This window comes from Dermacoccus sp. Ellin185 (assembly GCF_000152185.1).
Taxonomy (GTDB): Bacteria; Actinomycetota; Actinomycetes; order Actinomycetales; family Dermatophilaceae; genus Dermacoccus; species Dermacoccus nishinomiyaensis.
Genome location: NZ_AEIQ01000085.1, coordinates 70,105 through 86,760, shown reverse-complemented (window position 1 = coordinate 86,760; position 16,656 = coordinate 70,105). Strand labels below are relative to the sequence as shown.

Genomic DNA, 16,656 nt, shown 5'->3' with positions numbered 1-16,656 from the left:
CGCGTGCAGGCGTCCAAAACATCATTCGTGAGCCGGCCGACGATCGGTGGGTTTGCCGGAAGTAGAGAGCAGACAATCTTCTCTTCACCCTGAGCCTCGAAACATGTATTTTCCAACCAGAAACCGGCAGCCCCTCGGAACTGCCCCAGTAGTCCCACATGGGCACCCCACCCCACGACGCGAGCCCCACCGCTCCAAATCAGTGATCCGACTCGGTCTGGATCAGAAGCGAGCTGATCACTGAGAAACAGGTCTTACTCGGGTGCCCTTCAGCGCGTCGACAGTCGGCGCGGACTCGATGGACTGCATTTCAATCGGTTGTATGGTGCTCTCCCAGAGTTTACACAATGTCAACTCTGGGAGGCTTGACTTCCTTGAGTATACTCGTAGAACTTTTCAAAGTTCGCTTTATGAGGCAGCCAGTTCTCGCGGTCGGCAGCGAAGCACGGTTCGCTGATCGTCGGACCCCCGCCGCGCGAGGCAGACCCCGGCAAGGATGAGTCAACGCTCGACGCCCCCGGTGTCGCACGTGTCGACGATCAGGCGCCTCGCGTTCTGGAAGGTGCAGCGACGACCAGCGAGCACTCCCCCGGCGACGAGGGTGGATCATGTCCCAACAGCGATCAGCAACCCACCGGGTGATGCCGCACCGGCGGCCCAGGACGGACCAAACGGCTCGCGGGCAACGGTTGGTATGACGAAGGCGCCCGGCCTCCCTGATGGGAAGCCGGGCGCCTTCGACGCGCGAGAGGTGCGTCAGGTCAGTTGTTGGCCTTCGCGACGGCCTCGGTGGCCTGCGGCAGCACGTTGAACAGGTCGCCGACGACGCCGAAGTCGACGAGCTCGAAGATCGGCGCCTCCTCGTCCTTGTTGACGGCGACGATCGTCTTGGACGTCTGCATACCGGCGCGGTGCTGGATGGCACCGGAGATGCCGGCGGCGACGTACAGCTGCGGCGAGACCTGCTTGCCCGTCTGGCCGACCTGATTGGTGTGCGGGTACCAGCCAGCGTCGACGGCGGCGCGCGAAGCACCGACAGCCGCACCGAGCGAGTCGGCGAACGCCTCGACGGGCGAGAAGTCACCGTTCGTGCCGCGACCACCGGAGACGACGATGCGCGCCTCGCTGAGCTCGGGACGACCCGACTTCTGCTTCTCCTTGCGGTCGGTGATCTGGGCGCTCTTCGCCGCGTCCGAGACGGACACGGTGACGGCGACCGGAGCAGCCTGCGACTGCGACGCCTGCGGCGTCGCCGAGTTCGGCTTCACCGTGATGATCGACATCGGCGTCGTGGCCTGTGCCTTGAGCGTCCAGGAACCGGCGAACACGGACTGCGTCGTCACCGGCGCACCACCGTCGCCGGCCTCGACGTTGACGGCGTCCGTCGTCAGACCTGAGTTGGTCTTGACGGCGAGGCGCGCCGCGGCCTCGTTGTTCGTGCCCGACGAGGGCAGCAGAACGGCGGCCGGCGAGGCCTGCTCGACGACGGCGGCGAGCGCCTCGGCGAGCGGGGCCGGGTGACCGTCGACCTCGGCGGAGTCGATGACGTAGACCTTCTCGGCGCCGAACTGCGCGAGACGCGGGCGTGCGGCGTCGACGTTCGAACCGACGAAGACGGCGGACGGCGTGCCGAGGCTGCGCGCGAGCGTCAGCAACTCAGCGGTGACCTTGCGGACCTGGCCATCGACGTGGTCGACCAGGACGAGAACTTCAGCCATGGTGTGTTTCTCCTCAGTCAGAAAGTGTCGGTGGCGATCAGATGAGCTTGGCGCCGGAGAGGAACTCGACGAGCTTCGTGCCGCCGTCGCCCTCGTCGGTGACGATCTGGCCCTGCTCGCGCGGGGGGCGCTTCGTCGTGTCGAGCACCTTGGTGGCCGCGGCGTCGAGACCGACCTGGCCGGCGTCGACACCGAGGTCGGCGAGGCTCATCTCCTCGACCGGCTTCTTCTTGGCCGCCATGATGCCCTTGAAGGACGGGTAGCGCGGCTCGTTGATCTGGTCGGTCACCGACACGACGGCCGGCAGCGACGCGACGACCGTCTCGGACGCGACGTCGGAGTCACGACGACCCGTCGCCTGAGCGCCGGAGACCTCGAGGGTCGAGACCTGCGTGAGCTGCGGCAGGCCGAGGCGCTCGGCGACCATGGCCGGGATGACACTCATGCCGCCGTCGGTCGAGGCGAGACCGAACATCACGATGTCGGGCTGGCCGACCTTCTTGACGGCCTCGGCGATGACGAGCGACGTCGCGAGGGCGTCGGAGCCGGCGATGGCGTCGTCGCTGATGTGGATGCCCTTGTCGGCGCCCATCTGCAGCGCCTTCTTGACTGCTTCGGCTGCGTCGGCGGGGCCGACGGTCAGCGCCGTCACCTCGCCGCCTTCGGACTCGACGATCTTGAGTGCTTCTTCGACCGCGTACTCGTCGAGCTCCGACAGGAGGCCGTCGACGTTCTCGCGGTCGGTGGTGTTGTCCTCGGAGAAGCCGCGCTCGCCCTGGGCGTCGGGCACGTGCTTGACACAGACGACGATGTTCATGCGTCTACCGTCCTTTTCGTAGGAGCTTGTCCGTCCGAGATTACGTTACCCGTCGGTAACGTCGGCGTCGAGCCCTCGCACGGATCGTGGATGTGAGGAAGTGAATCAGCCGTGCGTCAGCTTGACGACGAGCAGACCGATCAACGTCAGCGCGACGATGATCCAGGGCAGCAGACGGTTGACGAGAGTCGAGGCGGCACCCGTCTCCCCCTGTGTGAAGTCGGCCTTGCGGCCGAGGAGCGTGTCGACGATCGCGGCCGCGATCGCGATGACGAGGCCGACGACGAACCAGATCGTGGGGTTCGCGCCCCACACCTTGTCGACGTCGCGCACCATGCCGGTCCAGCCCAGCAGGGCGAAGAACATGCCGACGAGCCCGGCCAGGGCCAGCACGATGGCGCGCGTGCGCGCCTGGCCCGCCTCGCGGGCGGTCAAGGGCGATGACACGGGGTAGTCCTTTCCGTAGGCGACGGGATCTCCGAAGATCTCGCGTGCCGTCTTGTTCTGGCGGATGCAGGCGTCGTCGACGTCGCCGAGGGCGTCGTCACGCTGCGCGGGGGTCGCGCCCCGATCGGCGAGAGCCGCGAGGAACGGCTCCTGCCAATCGGGTTCGACCTTCCACTGCTTGATCATGCTCAGCGGCCTTCGAACTGCGCCTTGCCCGGCCCCTGCTCGACGAACGAACGCATGCCGATCTCGCGGTCCTTCGTGGCGAACAGGCCGGTGAACAGCTGCGACTCGATGGCGAGCCCCGTCGCGAGGTCGCCGTCGAGGCCACGGTTGATGGCCTCCTTCGCGGCGCGCAGGGCGACACGCGGGCCGTTGACGAACGGCTTGACCTTCGCGAGCGCCGCCTCGTACGTCGTGCCGGGCTCGACGAGTTCGTCGACGAGACCGATCTCCAGCGCCTCGTCAGCCTTGACGAAGCGACCGGAGAAGACGATGTCCTTCGCCTTCGACGGCCCGACGAGACGAGCGAGCCGCTGCGTGCCGCCCGCACCCGGGATGACGCCGAGCAGAATCTCGGGCTGGCCGAGCGTCGCGTCGTTCGCGGCGATGCGGAAGTCCGCCGTCATGGCGAGTTCGCAGCCGCCGCCGAGGGCGTACCCCTCGATGGCGGCGACCGTCGGGAACGGCAGCTCGGCGAGCGCGCGGAACGCGTTCTGCAGCTTCGTGCCACGTTCGACCATGTCGACGTAGTCGAGCTGCTGCATCTCCTTGATGTCGGCGCCAGCCGCGAACACCTTGTCTCCACCGGTGATGATGGCGGCGCGCACGTCGGCGTCGTCGAGCAGGTCGGCCGCGACACGCGCGAGCGAATCCTGGATCTCCGCGTCGAGCGGGTTCATCTTGGGTCGATCGATGCGGATGGTGGCGACACCGTCCGTCACATCCAGCTTGACCCACTGGCCGTAGGCGACCTGCTCAGCCATGGCTCAGGCCTGCCCGCCGGCGGGCGCGTCACCCTCGCCGGGCTGCGCGAACGCGGGGACGCCGCCCTCGGCCGCGTGCGGGCCGTCGGAGCTGGCGCTCTGGTGCCACAACTGCGTCGCCTGCAGGATCATCTGCGTCGTCGACGGCAGCACCATCTCGAGGTCGAGATCCGGCGTCACGAGGTGCTCACCGGAGACGACGACCATGTCGCGCGCGATGCCGACCTTGACGATGTTGAGGCTGAGGGTGACGTCGTTGGCCGCGTTGAGGCGCTTGGTCAGGTCGGACGTGATGTCGTCCGTGATCTGCCACTGACCGAACAGGCGAATCAGAGCGATCTCACCCTCCATGACGCGCACGAAGAGGTTCTGGTCCTCGACGGAGTACATGATGTCGCCGTCGGAGTCGATCTGCGGGTTGAAACCGAAACCGCCGAGGATGCCGACGATCTTGTCCGTGAGGGAGGCCGCGCCGGAGGTGTCGCCGGCGCCCGTGCCGGGCGCCGGAGCGGGCTGGCCGAAGTTGGGCAGAGCTGTGGGATCAGTCATGTGGCCAACCTACCGACTCTTATCCTGGTTCGCATGGCCGACCCGCAACGAGTCTTCGTCCGCACCCCTCGTCCGGGCGTCACGCTCGAGCGGGACGGCGCGATCTTCTGCGTCGTCGCGGCCCACGCGAGCGCAGTCGAACTGTGCCTGTTCGGCACGCAGGATGCCCCGGCGGGCGAGTCGCGCGTTTCGATGATGCGCCTCGACGGCGGCCATTGGGCGGCGTTCGTTCCGGCGGCCGGCCCCGGGACGACGTACGGGTACCGCGCGCACGGAGCGTGGGCGCCCGCGGCGGGCCTGCGTCACAACCCCGCGAAGCTGCTGCTCGACCCGTATGCGGGCGCCGTCAGCGCCGAGATGACGTGGCGGCCCGAAGTGTTTGGGCACGTCGTCGACGACGCGTTCGCGGGCGACGCCCGGGTGCGGGATGACCGCGATTCCGCGCCGTTCGTGCCGCGCGGCGTCGTCGTGAGCCACGATTTCGACTGGGGCGGCGACGCCCGCCCCCAGGTGCGTGACGCCGACCGCGTCATCTACGAGGCGCACGTCAAGGGTCTGACGGTGCAGCATCCCGACGTCCCCGAAGAACTGCGCGGCACCTACGCGGGGCTCGCGCACGCGTCGATGACGACGTACCTGCGCGATCTCGGCGTGACGAGCGTCGAACTGCTGCCGGTGCATGCGTTCGTCGACGAACCGCACCTGGTGAAGCTCGGGCTCAGCAACTACTGGGGTTACAACACGCTCGGTTTCTTCGCGCCGCACGCGGCGTATGCCCATGCGAGTGATGCGCAGGGGGTCGTCGACGAGGTCAAGTCGATGGTGAGGTCGCTGCACGCGGCGGGGCTCGAGGTCATCCTCGACGTCGTCTACAACCACACGTGCGAGCAGGGCGGCCACGAGGGCGCGATGTTGTCACTGCGCGGGCTCGACAATGCGACCGCCTACCGTCTCGGCGAGCACGGCGAGGACATCGACGTGACCGGCTGCGGCAACACCCTCGACGTGCGCGAACCCGCCGTCATGCGCCTCGTGCTCGATTCCCTGCGGCACTGGGTGAGCGAGTATCACGTCGACGGTTTTCGCTTCGACCTCGCCGTCGCACTCGGGCGGGCGCCCGGTGATGACTTCGACCCCCGGGCGGCGCTGCTCATGGCGATGCAGGCAGACCCGGTGCTGTCGCAGGTGACGCTGATCGCCGAGCCGTGGGACATCGGCCTCCACGGGTGGCGAACAGGGCAGTTTCCCGCCGGCTTCGCCGAGTGGAACGACCGGTTCCGCAACACGGTGCGTGACTTCTGGCTCGCCGACCTTGCGGCGGCATCACGAGGCGACGGTGGCGGCGGGCAGCACCCCGGCGGCGGGGTGGCGGATCTCGCGACGCGTTTGACCGGGTCGCAGGACCTGGTCGGCGGCCCGCTGCGCCGGCCGCAGGCGTCGATCAACTACGTCACGGCGCACGACGGTTTCACGCTCGCCGACCTGACGGCCTACGAGACGAAGCACAACGAGGCCAACGGGGAAGACAACCGCGACGGCACGAGTGACAACCGGTCGTGGAATCACGGTGTCGAGGGTTGGCCGAGTGACGCGGTCGACGAGTCGGGTGGTGAGCCGACGTCAGACGCCGCTGCCGGGAGCGTCTCGGGTGGTGCGGGCGATGTGGCAGCGGATCTCGCAGCCCGACGACTGCGCTCGATGCGCAACATGCTCGGCACGTTGCTGCTGTCGGCCGGCGTGCCGATGCTGACCGCAGGCGACGAGTTCGCTCGAACGCAGCATGGCAACAACAACGCCTATTGCCAGGATTCGCCGATCGGCTGGGTCGACTGGAATCACTCCCCGGCCCAGCGTGATCTGCTCGCGACGACGCGGCACCTGCTCGCCCTACGGCGCCGCTTCGGCGTGCTGCGCCATCCCGATTTCTATCCCGGCTCCCGCGCCGTGGCGGGTGAGCCTGACGTGCGCTGGTTCTCCGCGGCCGGGGTCGGGCTGAGTGACGCCGAGTGGACGTCCCCCTCGACGCGGACGCTGCAGGCCTTGTTCGACGCCAGCAGCACTGACGACGAGTCGGTGCTGCTCGTCCTGCACGGGGCGCTCGACGCTGCATCGGTGACGTTGCCGCCGTCACCGCACGGGGGCGGCTGGAGCGTCGTGTGGGATTCGGCGCAGCCGGCGCCGCTGTCAGGGGGCCGGTTCGTCGCGAGCGGTGACACGTGCGCCGTCGACGGCCCGTCGATGCTCGTGCTCACGCCGTCGCGCGGCTGAGCTCCCGGAAAGGGTCGAGGAGAAACGCGCTCCAAGAAGCGCGAATCTCCACAACCCCTACCTGTCGTCACGACGACGCCAGCCACAGCCGCTGCACGACGCAACGAGCAACAAGTGATTCGGCTGCGGGCGCTCGTCCGTCACGGAACGCGACCGCGGACGCAGCGTGACCGGGATGGCGCAGGTTCAGCGGGTGGCGTTGCGGCGCAGCCACCACAGGCCGACGATCGGCAGGATGAGCGGGACGAAGCCGTAGCCCTGGCCGAAGTGCGACCACACCGTCTTGTCGTGGAAGGCGCTGGGCTGCAGGACACTCCACAATCCGACGATGAGAACTCCGGCGAGCTCGAAGGTGATCGTCGCCCGTGCGAGGCGCACGGACGCGTGGTTGCCGCGCGCGAGCGCCACCGTCGCGACGATGTAGATGACGGCGGCAAGCGCCGATAGCAGGTACGGCACGGGCGCCTTGTCGAACGACTGCGCGATCTGCATGATCGAGCGCCCCGTCGCGGCGAGCGCGAACAACCCGTAGACGGCGACGAGCATGCGCCCCGGCCCGGTGTTGACGCGCCCGCGCGAACCCGACTCGTCGGGCGTCGGCGGCGTCGAATACGCCGCGCCGGGGGTGACGGGTGACGCGCCGTCAGGAAGTGCGTTCGTGGTCTTGCGAGGGGCTTCAGGCATCAGGCGTGTCCGTTCCACAGTTGCACGAGGCGGCCGATCATGACGGCGAGGCCGACGGCGCCGACGAGGAGCACCCCTGTACCCCAGCGCGATTCGCGTTCGGCGATGGCCCAGAACCCGGCGACGGGCAGCACGAAGATCAGACCGACGAGATAGGCGATGAAGACGCCGACGTTCATGTGCGGATCCGCCGAAGCCGACGTCGCGATGCCGACGATCAACTGGATGACGAGAAGAACCTCGATGGCGATCGTCAGGTAGAACATCGGGTTGTCGATCGGGCGTGCGCGGACGGTGGCGACGAGGGCCAGCAGGGCGAGGACGCACGTCGTCACGAGCAGCGCGACGGTCAACGGCAGAAACACCCGAACATCGTAGTCCCGCGGATGAGTACCAGCCCTACGACGCAGTCGCCGTCACCTCGCGGCGCGTGTCACTGTCCACGAAATCGCCGCCGGGAGGCGGTTGTCGGTGGCATTGGGTAGCGTGACGGACGTGACAGTTTCTCAGCCAGGTGAGATGCCCCCGTTCCCCGACTCAGAGCCCCTGACGTCAGATCTCACTGCCACGTCGGCCAGTGTCGACGACCTGGGCGCACCCGCCGCGTCCACCCCGGCGAGTTCCTCGCCCGAGACCGGCCGCTACACGCCCGACACCGAGGAGAAGCGTCCCGAACCGGACGCGCACGCACCCACCGTCGCGCGCGCGGATGACGCACCGCGCGGCATCGGCCGCATCCCCGTCACCGACGTCATGCCGATCGTCGACTGCGGCAACCTGCCGACGAAGTCGGTCGTCGACGAGCCGTTCACGGTGCGCGCCACCGTGTTCCGCGAGGGTCACGACGCCGTCAACGCCTCCCTCGTCATGACGTCGCCGCACGGCGTCGAGCGGATCGTCCCGATGACGTGCGTGAACCCGGGGCTCGACCTGTGGACGGGCGAGGCCGAAGCCGACCACGAGGGCGTCTGGCACTTCCGTGTCGAGGGCTGGAGCGACCCGTACGGGACGTGGGATCACGACGCGACGATCAAGGTCGCCGCGGGTGTCGACGTCGAGGTCATGTTCGAAGAGGGCGCCCGTGTGCTCGAGCGCGCGTGTGCGACCAACACCTACGACGACGCTGACGAGCGCGTCCTGCGCGACGCCGTCACGACCCTGCGCGACACCTCGCGCAGCGACGACGTGCGTCTCGCGGCCGGCACGTCCGCCGAGGTCAAGGACGTGCTCGAGCGGCTGCCGCTGCGCGACTTCGTCTCCCCCAGCCGCGACTACCCCTGGCTCGTCGAGCGCAAGCTGGCGCTGACGGGCGCGTGGTACGAGTTCTTCCCCCGCTCCGAGGGTGCTCACTTCGACGAGGAGACGCAGAAGTGGGTCTCGGGCACGCTGCGCACCGCCGCCGAGCGTCTGCCCGCCGTCGCCGACATGGGTTTCGACGTCGTCTACCTCACCCCGATCCACCCGATCGGCGAGGTCAACCGCAAGGGCCCGAACAACACGTTGACGGCTGGCCCGGAGGATCCTGGTTCGCCGTACGCCATCGGGTCGAAGGACGGCGGTCACGACGCCATCGAGCCGTCGCTCGGTGACTTCGACGACCTCGACGCGTTCGTCGCCCGCGCGAACGAACTGGGCCTCGAGGTGGCGCTCGACATCGCGCTGCAGTGCGCGCCCGACCACCCCTGGGTCACCTCGCACCCGGAGTGGTTCACCACGCGCAGCGACGGCACGATCGCCTACGCGGAGAACCCCCCGAAGAAGTACCAGGACATCTATCCGCTCAACTTCGACAACGACCCGGCCGGCATCTACGCCGAGGTGCGTCGCGTCATCCAGGTGTGGATCGACCACGGCATCACGATCTTCCGCGTCGACAACCCGCACACGAAGCCCGTCGAGTTCTGGCAGTGGCTGATCGCCGACGTCGCCAAGGACCACCCCGAGGTGATCTGGCTCGCGGAGGCCTTCACGAAGCCCGCGATGATGCACAACCTCGGCCGCATCGGCTTCCAGCAGAGCTACACGTACTACGCCTGGCGCCACCAGCCGTGGGAGATCCGCGAGTACCTCGACGAACTCATCGGCGACACGGCGAGTTACATGCGTCCGAGCTTCTGGCCGACGACGCACGACATCCTCACGCCGTACATGCAGTACGGCGGCCCGGCGGCCTGGAAGCTGCGCGCGGCGCTGGCTGCCACGCTCGTGCCGACCTACGGCATCTACGCCGGGTACGAGCTCATGGAGTCGGTGGCGCGCCCCGGCGCCCAGGAGCAGAACGACAACGAGAAGTACCAGTTCAAGGACCGTCGCTGGGCCGACTACGCCCCCGGCGGGCCCAAGGAGGGCCAGTCGATCGACTGGTACCTGCGCCGGCTCAACGAGATCCGCCGCGCCCACCCGGCGCTCGAGCACCTGCGCAACCTGCGATGGCACGGCGTCGACGACGAGAACTTCATCGTCTTCTCCAAGAGCCGCGACATCGGAGACGGCGCCAACGGCGGCCAGGACACGATCATCGTCATCGCCAACACAGACCCGCACGCGACGCGCGAGACCTGGGTGCACCTCGACATGGGCGCGCTCGGACTACGTGGGGACGAAGGGTTCGTCGCGCACGACCTGCTGAGCGACGCCACCTGGCACTGGGGCGAGCACAACTTCGTCCGGCTCGGGCCGGACGCCGAAAACGTCCACATCATCCACGTGAGGAAGTTCTGAGCATGCAAGGTCTTGGTCTGCACCAGCCGGGTCTGAAGCACGACCCGCAGTGGTTCCGTAAGGCCGTGTTCTACGAAGTCCTCGTGCGCGGTTTCAGCGACTCGACGGGCAACGGATCCGGCGACTTCTCGGGCCTCATGGCCCGACTCGACTACCTGCAGTGGCTCGGCGTCGACTGCCTGTGGCTGCCGCCGTTCTACGCCTCGCCGCTGCGCGACGGTGGATACGACATCGCCGACTACAAGCAGGTGCTGCCCGATTTCGGCACGCTGCCCGAGTTCCAGGAGCTCGTCGCGCAGGCGCATGCGCGCGGCATCCGCGTCATCACCGACTTCGTCATGAACCACACGAGCGACCAGCACGCGTGGTTCCAGGCGAGCCGAGAGGACCCGGAAGGCCCGTACGGCGACTACTACGTCTGGTCCGACACGGACGAGAAGTACGAGGACGCGCGCATCATCTTCGTCGACACCGAGGAGTCGAACTGGACCTTCGACCCGGTGCGTCGTCAGTTCTTCTGGCACCGCTTCTTCTCCCACCAGCCGGACCTCAACTTCGAGAACCCGGCCGTGCAGGAGGAGATGTTCGACATCGTCCGGTACTGGATGGACATGGGCATCGACGGCTTCCGCCTCGACGCCGTGCCGTACCTGTTCGAGGAGGAGGGGCACAACGGCGAGAACCACCCGAAGACGCACGAGTTCCTCGTCGAACTGCGCCGGATGGTCGACGAGGAGTACCCCGGCCGCGTCCTGCTCGCCGAGGCCAACCAGATGCCGCACGAGGTCGTCGACTACTTCGGCACCGAGGAAGAACCGGAATGCCACATGTGCTTCCACTTCCCCGTCATGCCGCGCATCTACTACTCGCTGCGCGAGGAGAAGGCGACGCCCATCATCGACGTGCTCGCCGAAACGCCCCCGATCCCCAAGGGCACCCAGTGGGGCACCTTCCTGCGCAACCACGACGAGCTGACGCTCGAGATGGTGACGCCGGAGGAGCGCGCCGCGATGTACGGCTGGTACTCCCCCGATCCGCGCATGCGCGCCAACGTCGGTATCCGTCGTCGCCTCGCGCCGCTGCTCGACAACAGTCGCGCCGAGATCGAGCTGATCAACGCCCTGCTGCTGTCGCTGCCCGGCTCGCCGTGCCTGTACTACGGCGACGAGATCGGCATGGGCGACAACATCTGGCTCGACGACCGTGACGCTGTGCGCACGCCGATGCAGTGGACGCCGGATCGCAACGCCGGTTTTTCGACGGCCGACCCGGGCAAGTTGTACCTGCCGGTCATCCAGAGCCTCGTGTACCACCACAACAACGTCAACGTCGAGGCGCAGATGGCCTCGAGCGCGTCGTTGCTGCACTGGACGCGCGGCATGCTCTCGGTGCGTTCGCGCTACCCCGCGTTCGGCATGGGCGACTTCGTCGTCGCCCCGGCCGACAACGACGCCGTCCTCGCGTTCACGCGCTCGATGTCGGACGAGGACGCGAAGGCCGAGAACACGACGACGAAGCACCTGCTGTGCATCAACAACCTGAGCTCGCGCCCGCAGGGCGCCCGGGTGCAGGTCGCTGCCAAGTTCGCCGGCGCGAAGCTCACCGACATCTTCGGCGGTCAGGGCTTCGGTCAGATCGGTGAGGACGGCACGGTCACCGTCATGCTCGGTTCGCGCGGCTTCTACTGGCTGGCGATCGAGTCCGACGTCAGCGCCGACGACGCGCTGCCCGCCGCGACCGGTACCCCGGAGGCCAACGCCTCCGAGGTGCTCGACGAGTTCAAGGACGACACCACCTCGGACGCTGAGGGAAAGGACCTCTGATGGTCGCCGAGATCCACTCCGGCGCCACGTTGTCACCCGGCAAGCTCGAACTGCTCACGCCGTGGGTGGCGACGCAGCGCTGGTTCCAGGCCAAGGGCCGTGAGCCGCACCTGCGCAAGGTGAGTGCCTTCCGCTTCGAGGACCCGGCAGGTGAGGTCGGCCTCGAGGTGTTGTTCCTGCGCGATCTCGACGCCGAGCACGAGACCACCTACCAGGTGCCCGTCACCTACCGTGGTGAGCGCGCGCCGGAGCTGGAGCACGCCTTCATCGGCACGATCGAGCACTCCGCGCTCGGCACGCGCTACGTCTACGACGGCCCGCACGACCCGGTGTTCGCCGCCGTCCTGCTCGCGACGATGGCGTCGGGCGGAACGCAGGCCGAGCGCAGCGACGGTGTCGTCGAGATGAGCGTCGCAGGCCGGCCCGCTCCGCAGAGCGCCGATCTCGCCGCGATGCGCAGCGCCACGGTGCTGCGTGGCGAGCAGTCGAACACGTCGATCATCTACACCCTCGACGACGGCGAGCAGCTCATCGCCAAGCTGTTCCGTGTGCTCAACGTCGGCGCCAACCCCGACATCGAGGTGACGGGGGCCCTGACGAGCGCGGGCAACACGCACGTGCCGGCGCTGCTGGCATCTCTCAGTGGTTCGTACACGGAGGGGCGTCACTCTCGCGAGCAGCTCGTCGCGGACCTCGCGTTCGCGCAGGAGTTCCTGCCCGACGTGCGGGACGCCTGGCGTGAGGCCCTCGACGCGGCTCGCGAGAACCGTGACTTCACCGACGGCGCCCGCGAACTCGGTCGTACGACGGCGCAGGTGCACCGCACCCTCGCCGAGGTGCTGCCGAGCGTCGAGGCCGACACCGACCGTGTCGATGCCCTCGTCGACGAGATGCACGAGCGAGCGGCAGCGGCCCTCAACGACGCGCCGCAGCTCGCGGAGCGCGCCACGCAGATCGCCCACCGCATCGACGCCGGGCGCAGCGCGCAGTGGCCGCGCTTCCAGCGCATCCACGGCGACTACCACCTCGGCCAGGTGCTCGACGTACGCGGGCGTGGGTGGGTCCTGCTCGACTTCGAGGGCGAGCCACTGCGTCCGCTCGAGGAGCGCTCGGCACCGGACGTCGCCGTGCGCGACGTCGCGGGCATGCTGCGTTCGTTCGACTACGCCGGTGGCACGATCGAGAACGAGATCGCCGGCGCCGACGGCGACCGCCGCGCGTGGGTCAGCGCCGCTCAGGACGCCTTCCTCGCGGGTTACGAGAGCGAACTCGGCGCCGTCGACCGCGACCTGCTCGACCTGTTCGTGCTCGACAAGGCGCTCTACGAGTGCTCGTACGAGGCCCGCAACCGCCCCGACTGGCTGAGCATCCCCGCCGACGCCGTCGGCCGCATCCTCACCACCTCCACCGACTCGTCCGCGACCCACGGCGAGGCGCCCACGATGACGCCCGCCGACGAGGACGACGCCGCGCCCACCGGCGCCGCGGAAAGGAGCACCATGACCTCCGACGACAGCACGACGCCTACTCCTGCCTCGATGAGCCCGTCCGACACGAACGGCGCTCCCCTCGTCTCGACGCAGGATGCCGACGCTCCCGGCGCCGCTCCGCTCGTCGCGCCGCAGGGCGCACCCGCGACGGGTGACACGACCGTCGCGGCTGCGGGAGACAAGCCCGAGGCGGCCGCGAGCGACGCGGGTTCTGGCGGTGGCCTGAGCGCCGCCGGTGAGACGAGCAGCGCTTCTACCACCGACGCGAGCGCCCTCGGCGCCGCCTCGCCCGCCGTCACGCCGTCGCGCGTCGAGGTGAGCGAACTCGACGCCGTCGTCGCCGGTGAGCACCGTGACCCGCACCGTGTGCTCGGCGCGCATGTCGAGAACGGCGTCATCACGTTCCGCGTCGTGCGCCCGATGGCGCGTGGCGTCGTCATCGACATGGGCGAGACTGTGCTCGAGCTCACGCACGAGCACGACGGCATCTGGGCCGGCGCGATCGCGGGTGAGTACATGCCCGACTACCGCGTCATCACGACGTATGACGACCGCAGCGAGCACCGCGGCGACGACCCGTACCGCTTCATGCCGACCCTCGGCGAGATCGACCTCCACCTCATCGGTGAGGGGCGCCACGAGGAGCTGTGGAACGTCCTCGGCGCCCACGTGCGCACCTACCCGAGCATCAAGGGTGACGTCACGGGCACCGCGTTCGCCGTCTGGGCGCCCAATGCCAAGGCCGTGCGCGTCGTCGGCGACTTCAACCACTGGGACGGTGTCGGCCACGGCATGCGCACGCTCGGGGAGTCGGGCGTGTGGGAGCTTTTCGTCCCCGACGTGCGCGAGGGCACCGCGTACAAGTTCGAGATCCTGTGCAGCGACGGCGTGCGTCGCGCGAAGGCCGACCCGATGGCGCGCCTCGCGGAGACGGCGCCCGCGACGGCGTCGAAGGTGACGAGCTCGCACTACGAGTGGAACGACGACGCGTGGATGACGAAGCGCGCCGAGACGAACGCGCACCACGGCCCGATGTCGACGTACGAGGTGCACCTCGGTTCGTGGCGTCAGGGGCTCAGCTACCGCGAGATGGCCGAGCACCTCGTCAACTACGTCAAGGATCTGGGCTTCACGCACGTCGAGTTCATGCCCGTGATGGAGCACCCGTACCCGCCGAGCTGGGGCTATCACGTCACGAGCTACTACGCGCCGAACAGCCGCTTCGGCGACCCGGACGACTTCAAGTTCCTCGTCGACCGCCTCCATCAGGAGGGCATCGGCGTCATCCTCGACTGGGTTCCCGGCCACTTCGCCACCGACGAGTGGGCGCTCGCCCGTTTCGACGGCCAGGCGCTCTACGAGCACCCGGACCCGCGCAAGGGCTGGCACCCCGAGTGGGGTTCGAACATCTTCGACTACGGCCGCCCGCAGGTGCGCAACTTCCTCGTCGCCAACGCGCTGTACTGGCTCGAGGAGTTCCACGCCGACGGTCTGCGCGTCGACGGTGTCGCCTCGATGCTGTACCTCAACTACGCCCGCAAGGACGGCGAATGGGTGCCGAACAAGTTCGGCGGCCAGGAGAACCTCGAAGCCGTGCAGCTGCTGCAGGAGACGAACGCGACGGCGTACAAGCGCACGCCGGGTGCCGTCATCATCGCCGAGGAGTCGACGTCGTGGCCGGGCATCACCCGCTCGACGGACACCGGCGGCCTGGGCTTCGGGCTCAAGTGGAACATGGGCTGGATGCACGACTCGCTCGACTACGTCGCACGTGAGCCGATCTACCGTCAGCATCATCACCACGACCTGACGTTCGCGCTCGTCTACGCGTTCAGCGAGCAGTTCGTGCTGCCCGTCAGCCACGACGAGGTCGTTCACGGCAAGGGCAGCCTGCTGCGCAAGATGCCCGGTGATCGCTGGCAGCAGCTCGCCAACGTGCGCGCCTACCTCGCGTACATGTGGGCCCACCCCGGCAAGCAGCTGCTCTTCATGGGTTCGGAGTTCGCGCAGGAGGCCGAGTGGGCCGACGGTCGCAGCCTCGATTGGTGGTTGCTCGACCAGCCCGCGCACTACGGCGTGCACGCGATGATGAAGGACCTCAACCGCGCCTACCGCGAGCGCCCGGCCCTGTGGGCTCTCGACCACTCGGAGGAGGGCTTCTCGTGGATCAACGCCGACGACGCGGGCCGCAACGCCTACACGTGGCTGCGATTCGCGCCCGCCGAAGCTGACGGGTACCGCCCCGTCGTCGCGATCGCCGCGAACTTCGCCGGCAACCCGCACCACGGCGTCCGCGTGGGCCTTCCCCACCTTGGTACGTGGAACGAGATCGTCAACACCGACGCCGAGGCGTACGGCGGCTCGGGCGTCGGTAACCTGGGTTCGGTCGAGGCCGAGGAGATCCCCTGGGACGGTCAGCCGTACTCGGCCGAGATCACGATGCCGCCGCTCGGTGTCGTGTGGTTCGAGCCGGCGACGCGCCCCGACATGACGCAGGTGGCTGCGCACACCGCTACCGAGCAGGCCGGTGGCGCCGATTCATCGTCCACCGCAACGGCACGACAGGAGAACACGATGAGCGACCAGAACGCAGCGACGAGTTCGTCCGACAAGCAGCCGTCCGAGGCCCTCATCGCGGGCGCGCCGCTCGAGGACGCCGCAGGCAACCCGGGCGCACTCGATCAGCCGCTCGACGGTTCGCGAGGCGGCGCGCAGGCCGAGGACGCTCAGGGAGAGGCCGGCGACCAGCAGGCGCGCTCGCGCACCGGCATCCCGGCGACGCACCCCGTCGACCACGCGGACGAGGGTGGTTTCGACGTCGAGCAGACCGAGTCGAAGGCGCACGAGCGTGCCTTCACGCCGGCCGGCGAGGACGAGACGGGTGACGAGCCCGTCGAGCACCTCAAGGGCATCACCGGCACGCCCGGTGGCGGCCTCGACGAGGACGTCGAGGGTGGCCGCTGGGGCGCCGACGACGAGGCTCGCGACGCCGCCGACCAGACGCGTCAGCGCGACTGACGACCCGCTCGATCGAGCGCATGAGGCCGGCCGTACCCGCCAGGGGTGCCGCCGGCCTCGTCACGTCTGCCCCGCCTCGCTCGAGGCATCGGTTCGGGCGTTTACGTCGCCGCTCAAAGAGGGCAGGATGAAGGC

11 protein-coding genes are annotated in these 16,656 nt (G+C 68.5%); 4 read left to right on the top strand and 7 right to left on the bottom strand.

All coding sequences use genetic code 11. The features are described from left to right. Positions 1–761 precede the first annotated feature (761 nt). From HMPREF0321_RS09000 to HMPREF0321_RS08980, 5 genes are all read right to left on the bottom strand, one after another. A complete protein-coding gene (locus tag HMPREF0321_RS09000; RefSeq protein WP_006945925.1) occupies positions 762–1,718 on the bottom strand; it encodes an electron transfer flavoprotein subunit alpha/FixB family protein in 957 nt (318 codons plus the stop codon). A gap of 37 nt (positions 1,719–1,755) precedes the next feature. Next, a complete protein-coding gene (locus tag HMPREF0321_RS08995; RefSeq protein ID WP_006945995.1) occupies positions 1,756–2,535 on the bottom strand; it encodes an electron transfer flavoprotein subunit beta/FixA family protein in 780 nt (259 codons plus the stop codon). Between the two features lie 105 nt (positions 2,536–2,640). Beyond that, the gene (locus HMPREF0321_RS08990) at positions 2,641–3,168 is read right to left on the bottom strand and encodes a hypothetical protein (protein WP_006945992.1); all 528 of its coding nucleotides are present in this window, start codon (positions 3,166–3,168) and stop codon (positions 2,641–2,643) included. Positions 3,169–3,170: 2 nt separating this feature from the next. After that, a complete protein-coding gene (locus HMPREF0321_RS08985) occupies positions 3,171–3,968 on the bottom strand; it encodes an enoyl-CoA hydratase/isomerase family protein (RefSeq protein ID WP_006946011.1) in 798 nt (265 codons plus the stop codon). 3 nt (positions 3,969–3,971) lie between these two features. Further along, positions 3,972–4,517 carry a hypothetical protein gene (locus tag HMPREF0321_RS08980; protein ID WP_006945928.1) on the bottom strand — a complete coding sequence of 182 codons (546 nt, stop codon included), beginning with the start codon at positions 4,515–4,517 and terminating at the stop codon, positions 3,972–3,974. 33 nt (positions 4,518–4,550) lie between these two features. On the opposite strand from HMPREF0321_RS08980, the gene glgX reads away from it, so the two are divergent. Continuing rightward, positions 4,551–6,785: a glycogen debranching protein GlgX gene (glgX, locus tag HMPREF0321_RS08975; protein ID WP_006946008.1), complete on the top strand. Its 2,235-nt coding sequence runs from the start codon at positions 4,551–4,553 to the stop codon at positions 6,783–6,785. 186 nt (positions 6,786–6,971) lie between these two features. Here the strand turns inward: glgX and HMPREF0321_RS08970 are convergent, their stop codons facing one another. Further along, entirely contained in the window at positions 6,972–7,469 is a 498-nt protein-coding gene (locus HMPREF0321_RS08970) for a hypothetical protein (protein ID WP_006945960.1), read from the bottom strand. Beyond that, positions 7,469–7,834 (bottom strand): hypothetical protein, encoded by a 366-nt coding sequence (locus tag HMPREF0321_RS08965; RefSeq protein WP_006946006.1) that lies wholly within the window; start codon positions 7,832–7,834, stop codon positions 7,469–7,471. The genes HMPREF0321_RS08970 and HMPREF0321_RS08965 overlap by 1 nt, the downstream gene beginning before the upstream one ends. 154 nt (positions 7,835–7,988) lie before the next feature. On the opposite strand from HMPREF0321_RS08965, the gene HMPREF0321_RS08960 reads away from it, so the two are divergent. The 3 genes from HMPREF0321_RS08960 to glgB are packed head-to-tail and all read left to right on the top strand — an operon-like array spanning position 7,989 to position 16,521. Continuing rightward, positions 7,989–10,190 (top strand): alpha-1,4-glucan--maltose-1-phosphate maltosyltransferase, encoded by a 2,202-nt coding sequence (locus HMPREF0321_RS08960; protein WP_083803248.1) that lies wholly within the window; start codon positions 7,989–7,991, stop codon positions 10,188–10,190. 2 nt (positions 10,191–10,192) lie between these two features. Beyond that, a complete protein-coding gene (gene treS / locus HMPREF0321_RS08955) occupies positions 10,193–12,013 on the top strand; it encodes a maltose alpha-D-glucosyltransferase (protein ID WP_006945942.1) in 1,821 nt (606 codons plus the stop codon). After that, positions 12,013–16,521, top strand: a complete 4,509-nt coding sequence (gene glgB / locus HMPREF0321_RS14925) for a 1,4-alpha-glucan branching protein GlgB (RefSeq protein ID WP_006945895.1) — start codon at positions 12,013–12,015, stop codon at positions 16,519–16,521. The genes treS and glgB overlap by 1 nt, the downstream gene beginning before the upstream one ends. Positions 16,522–16,656: the final 135 nt, after the last annotated feature.

Coding starts and splice junctions, on each gene's coding strand:
- HMPREF0321_RS08985 (WP_006946011.1), bottom strand. CDS start 3,968: ATGGCTGAGCAGGTCGCCTACGGCCAGTGGGTCAAGCTGGATGTGACG.
- HMPREF0321_RS08995 (WP_006945995.1), bottom strand. CDS start 2,535: ATGAACATCGTCGTCTGTGTCAAGCACGTGCCCGACGCCCAGGGCGAG.
- HMPREF0321_RS09000 (WP_006945925.1), bottom strand. CDS start 1,718: ATGGCTGAAGTTCTCGTCCTGGTCGACCACGTCGATGGCCAGGTCCGC.
- HMPREF0321_RS08990 (WP_006945992.1), bottom strand. CDS start 3,168: ATGATCAAGCAGTGGAAGGTCGAACCCGATTGGCAGGAGCCGTTCCTC.
- HMPREF0321_RS08980 (WP_006945928.1), bottom strand. CDS start 4,517: ATGACTGATCCCACAGCTCTGCCCAACTTCGGCCAGCCCGCTCCGGCG.
- HMPREF0321_RS08970 (WP_006945960.1), bottom strand. CDS start 7,469: ATGCCTGAAGCCCCTCGCAAGACCACGAACGCACTTCCTGACGGCGCG.
- HMPREF0321_RS08960 (WP_083803248.1), top strand. CDS start 7,989: ATGCCCCCGTTCCCCGACTCAGAGCCCCTGACGTCAGATCTCACTGCC.
- glgB (WP_006945895.1), top strand. CDS start 12,013: ATGGTCGCCGAGATCCACTCCGGCGCCACGTTGTCACCCGGCAAGCTC.
- treS (WP_006945942.1), top strand. CDS start 10,193: ATGCAAGGTCTTGGTCTGCACCAGCCGGGTCTGAAGCACGACCCGCAG.
- glgX (WP_006946008.1), top strand. CDS start 4,551: ATGGCCGACCCGCAACGAGTCTTCGTCCGCACCCCTCGTCCGGGCGTC.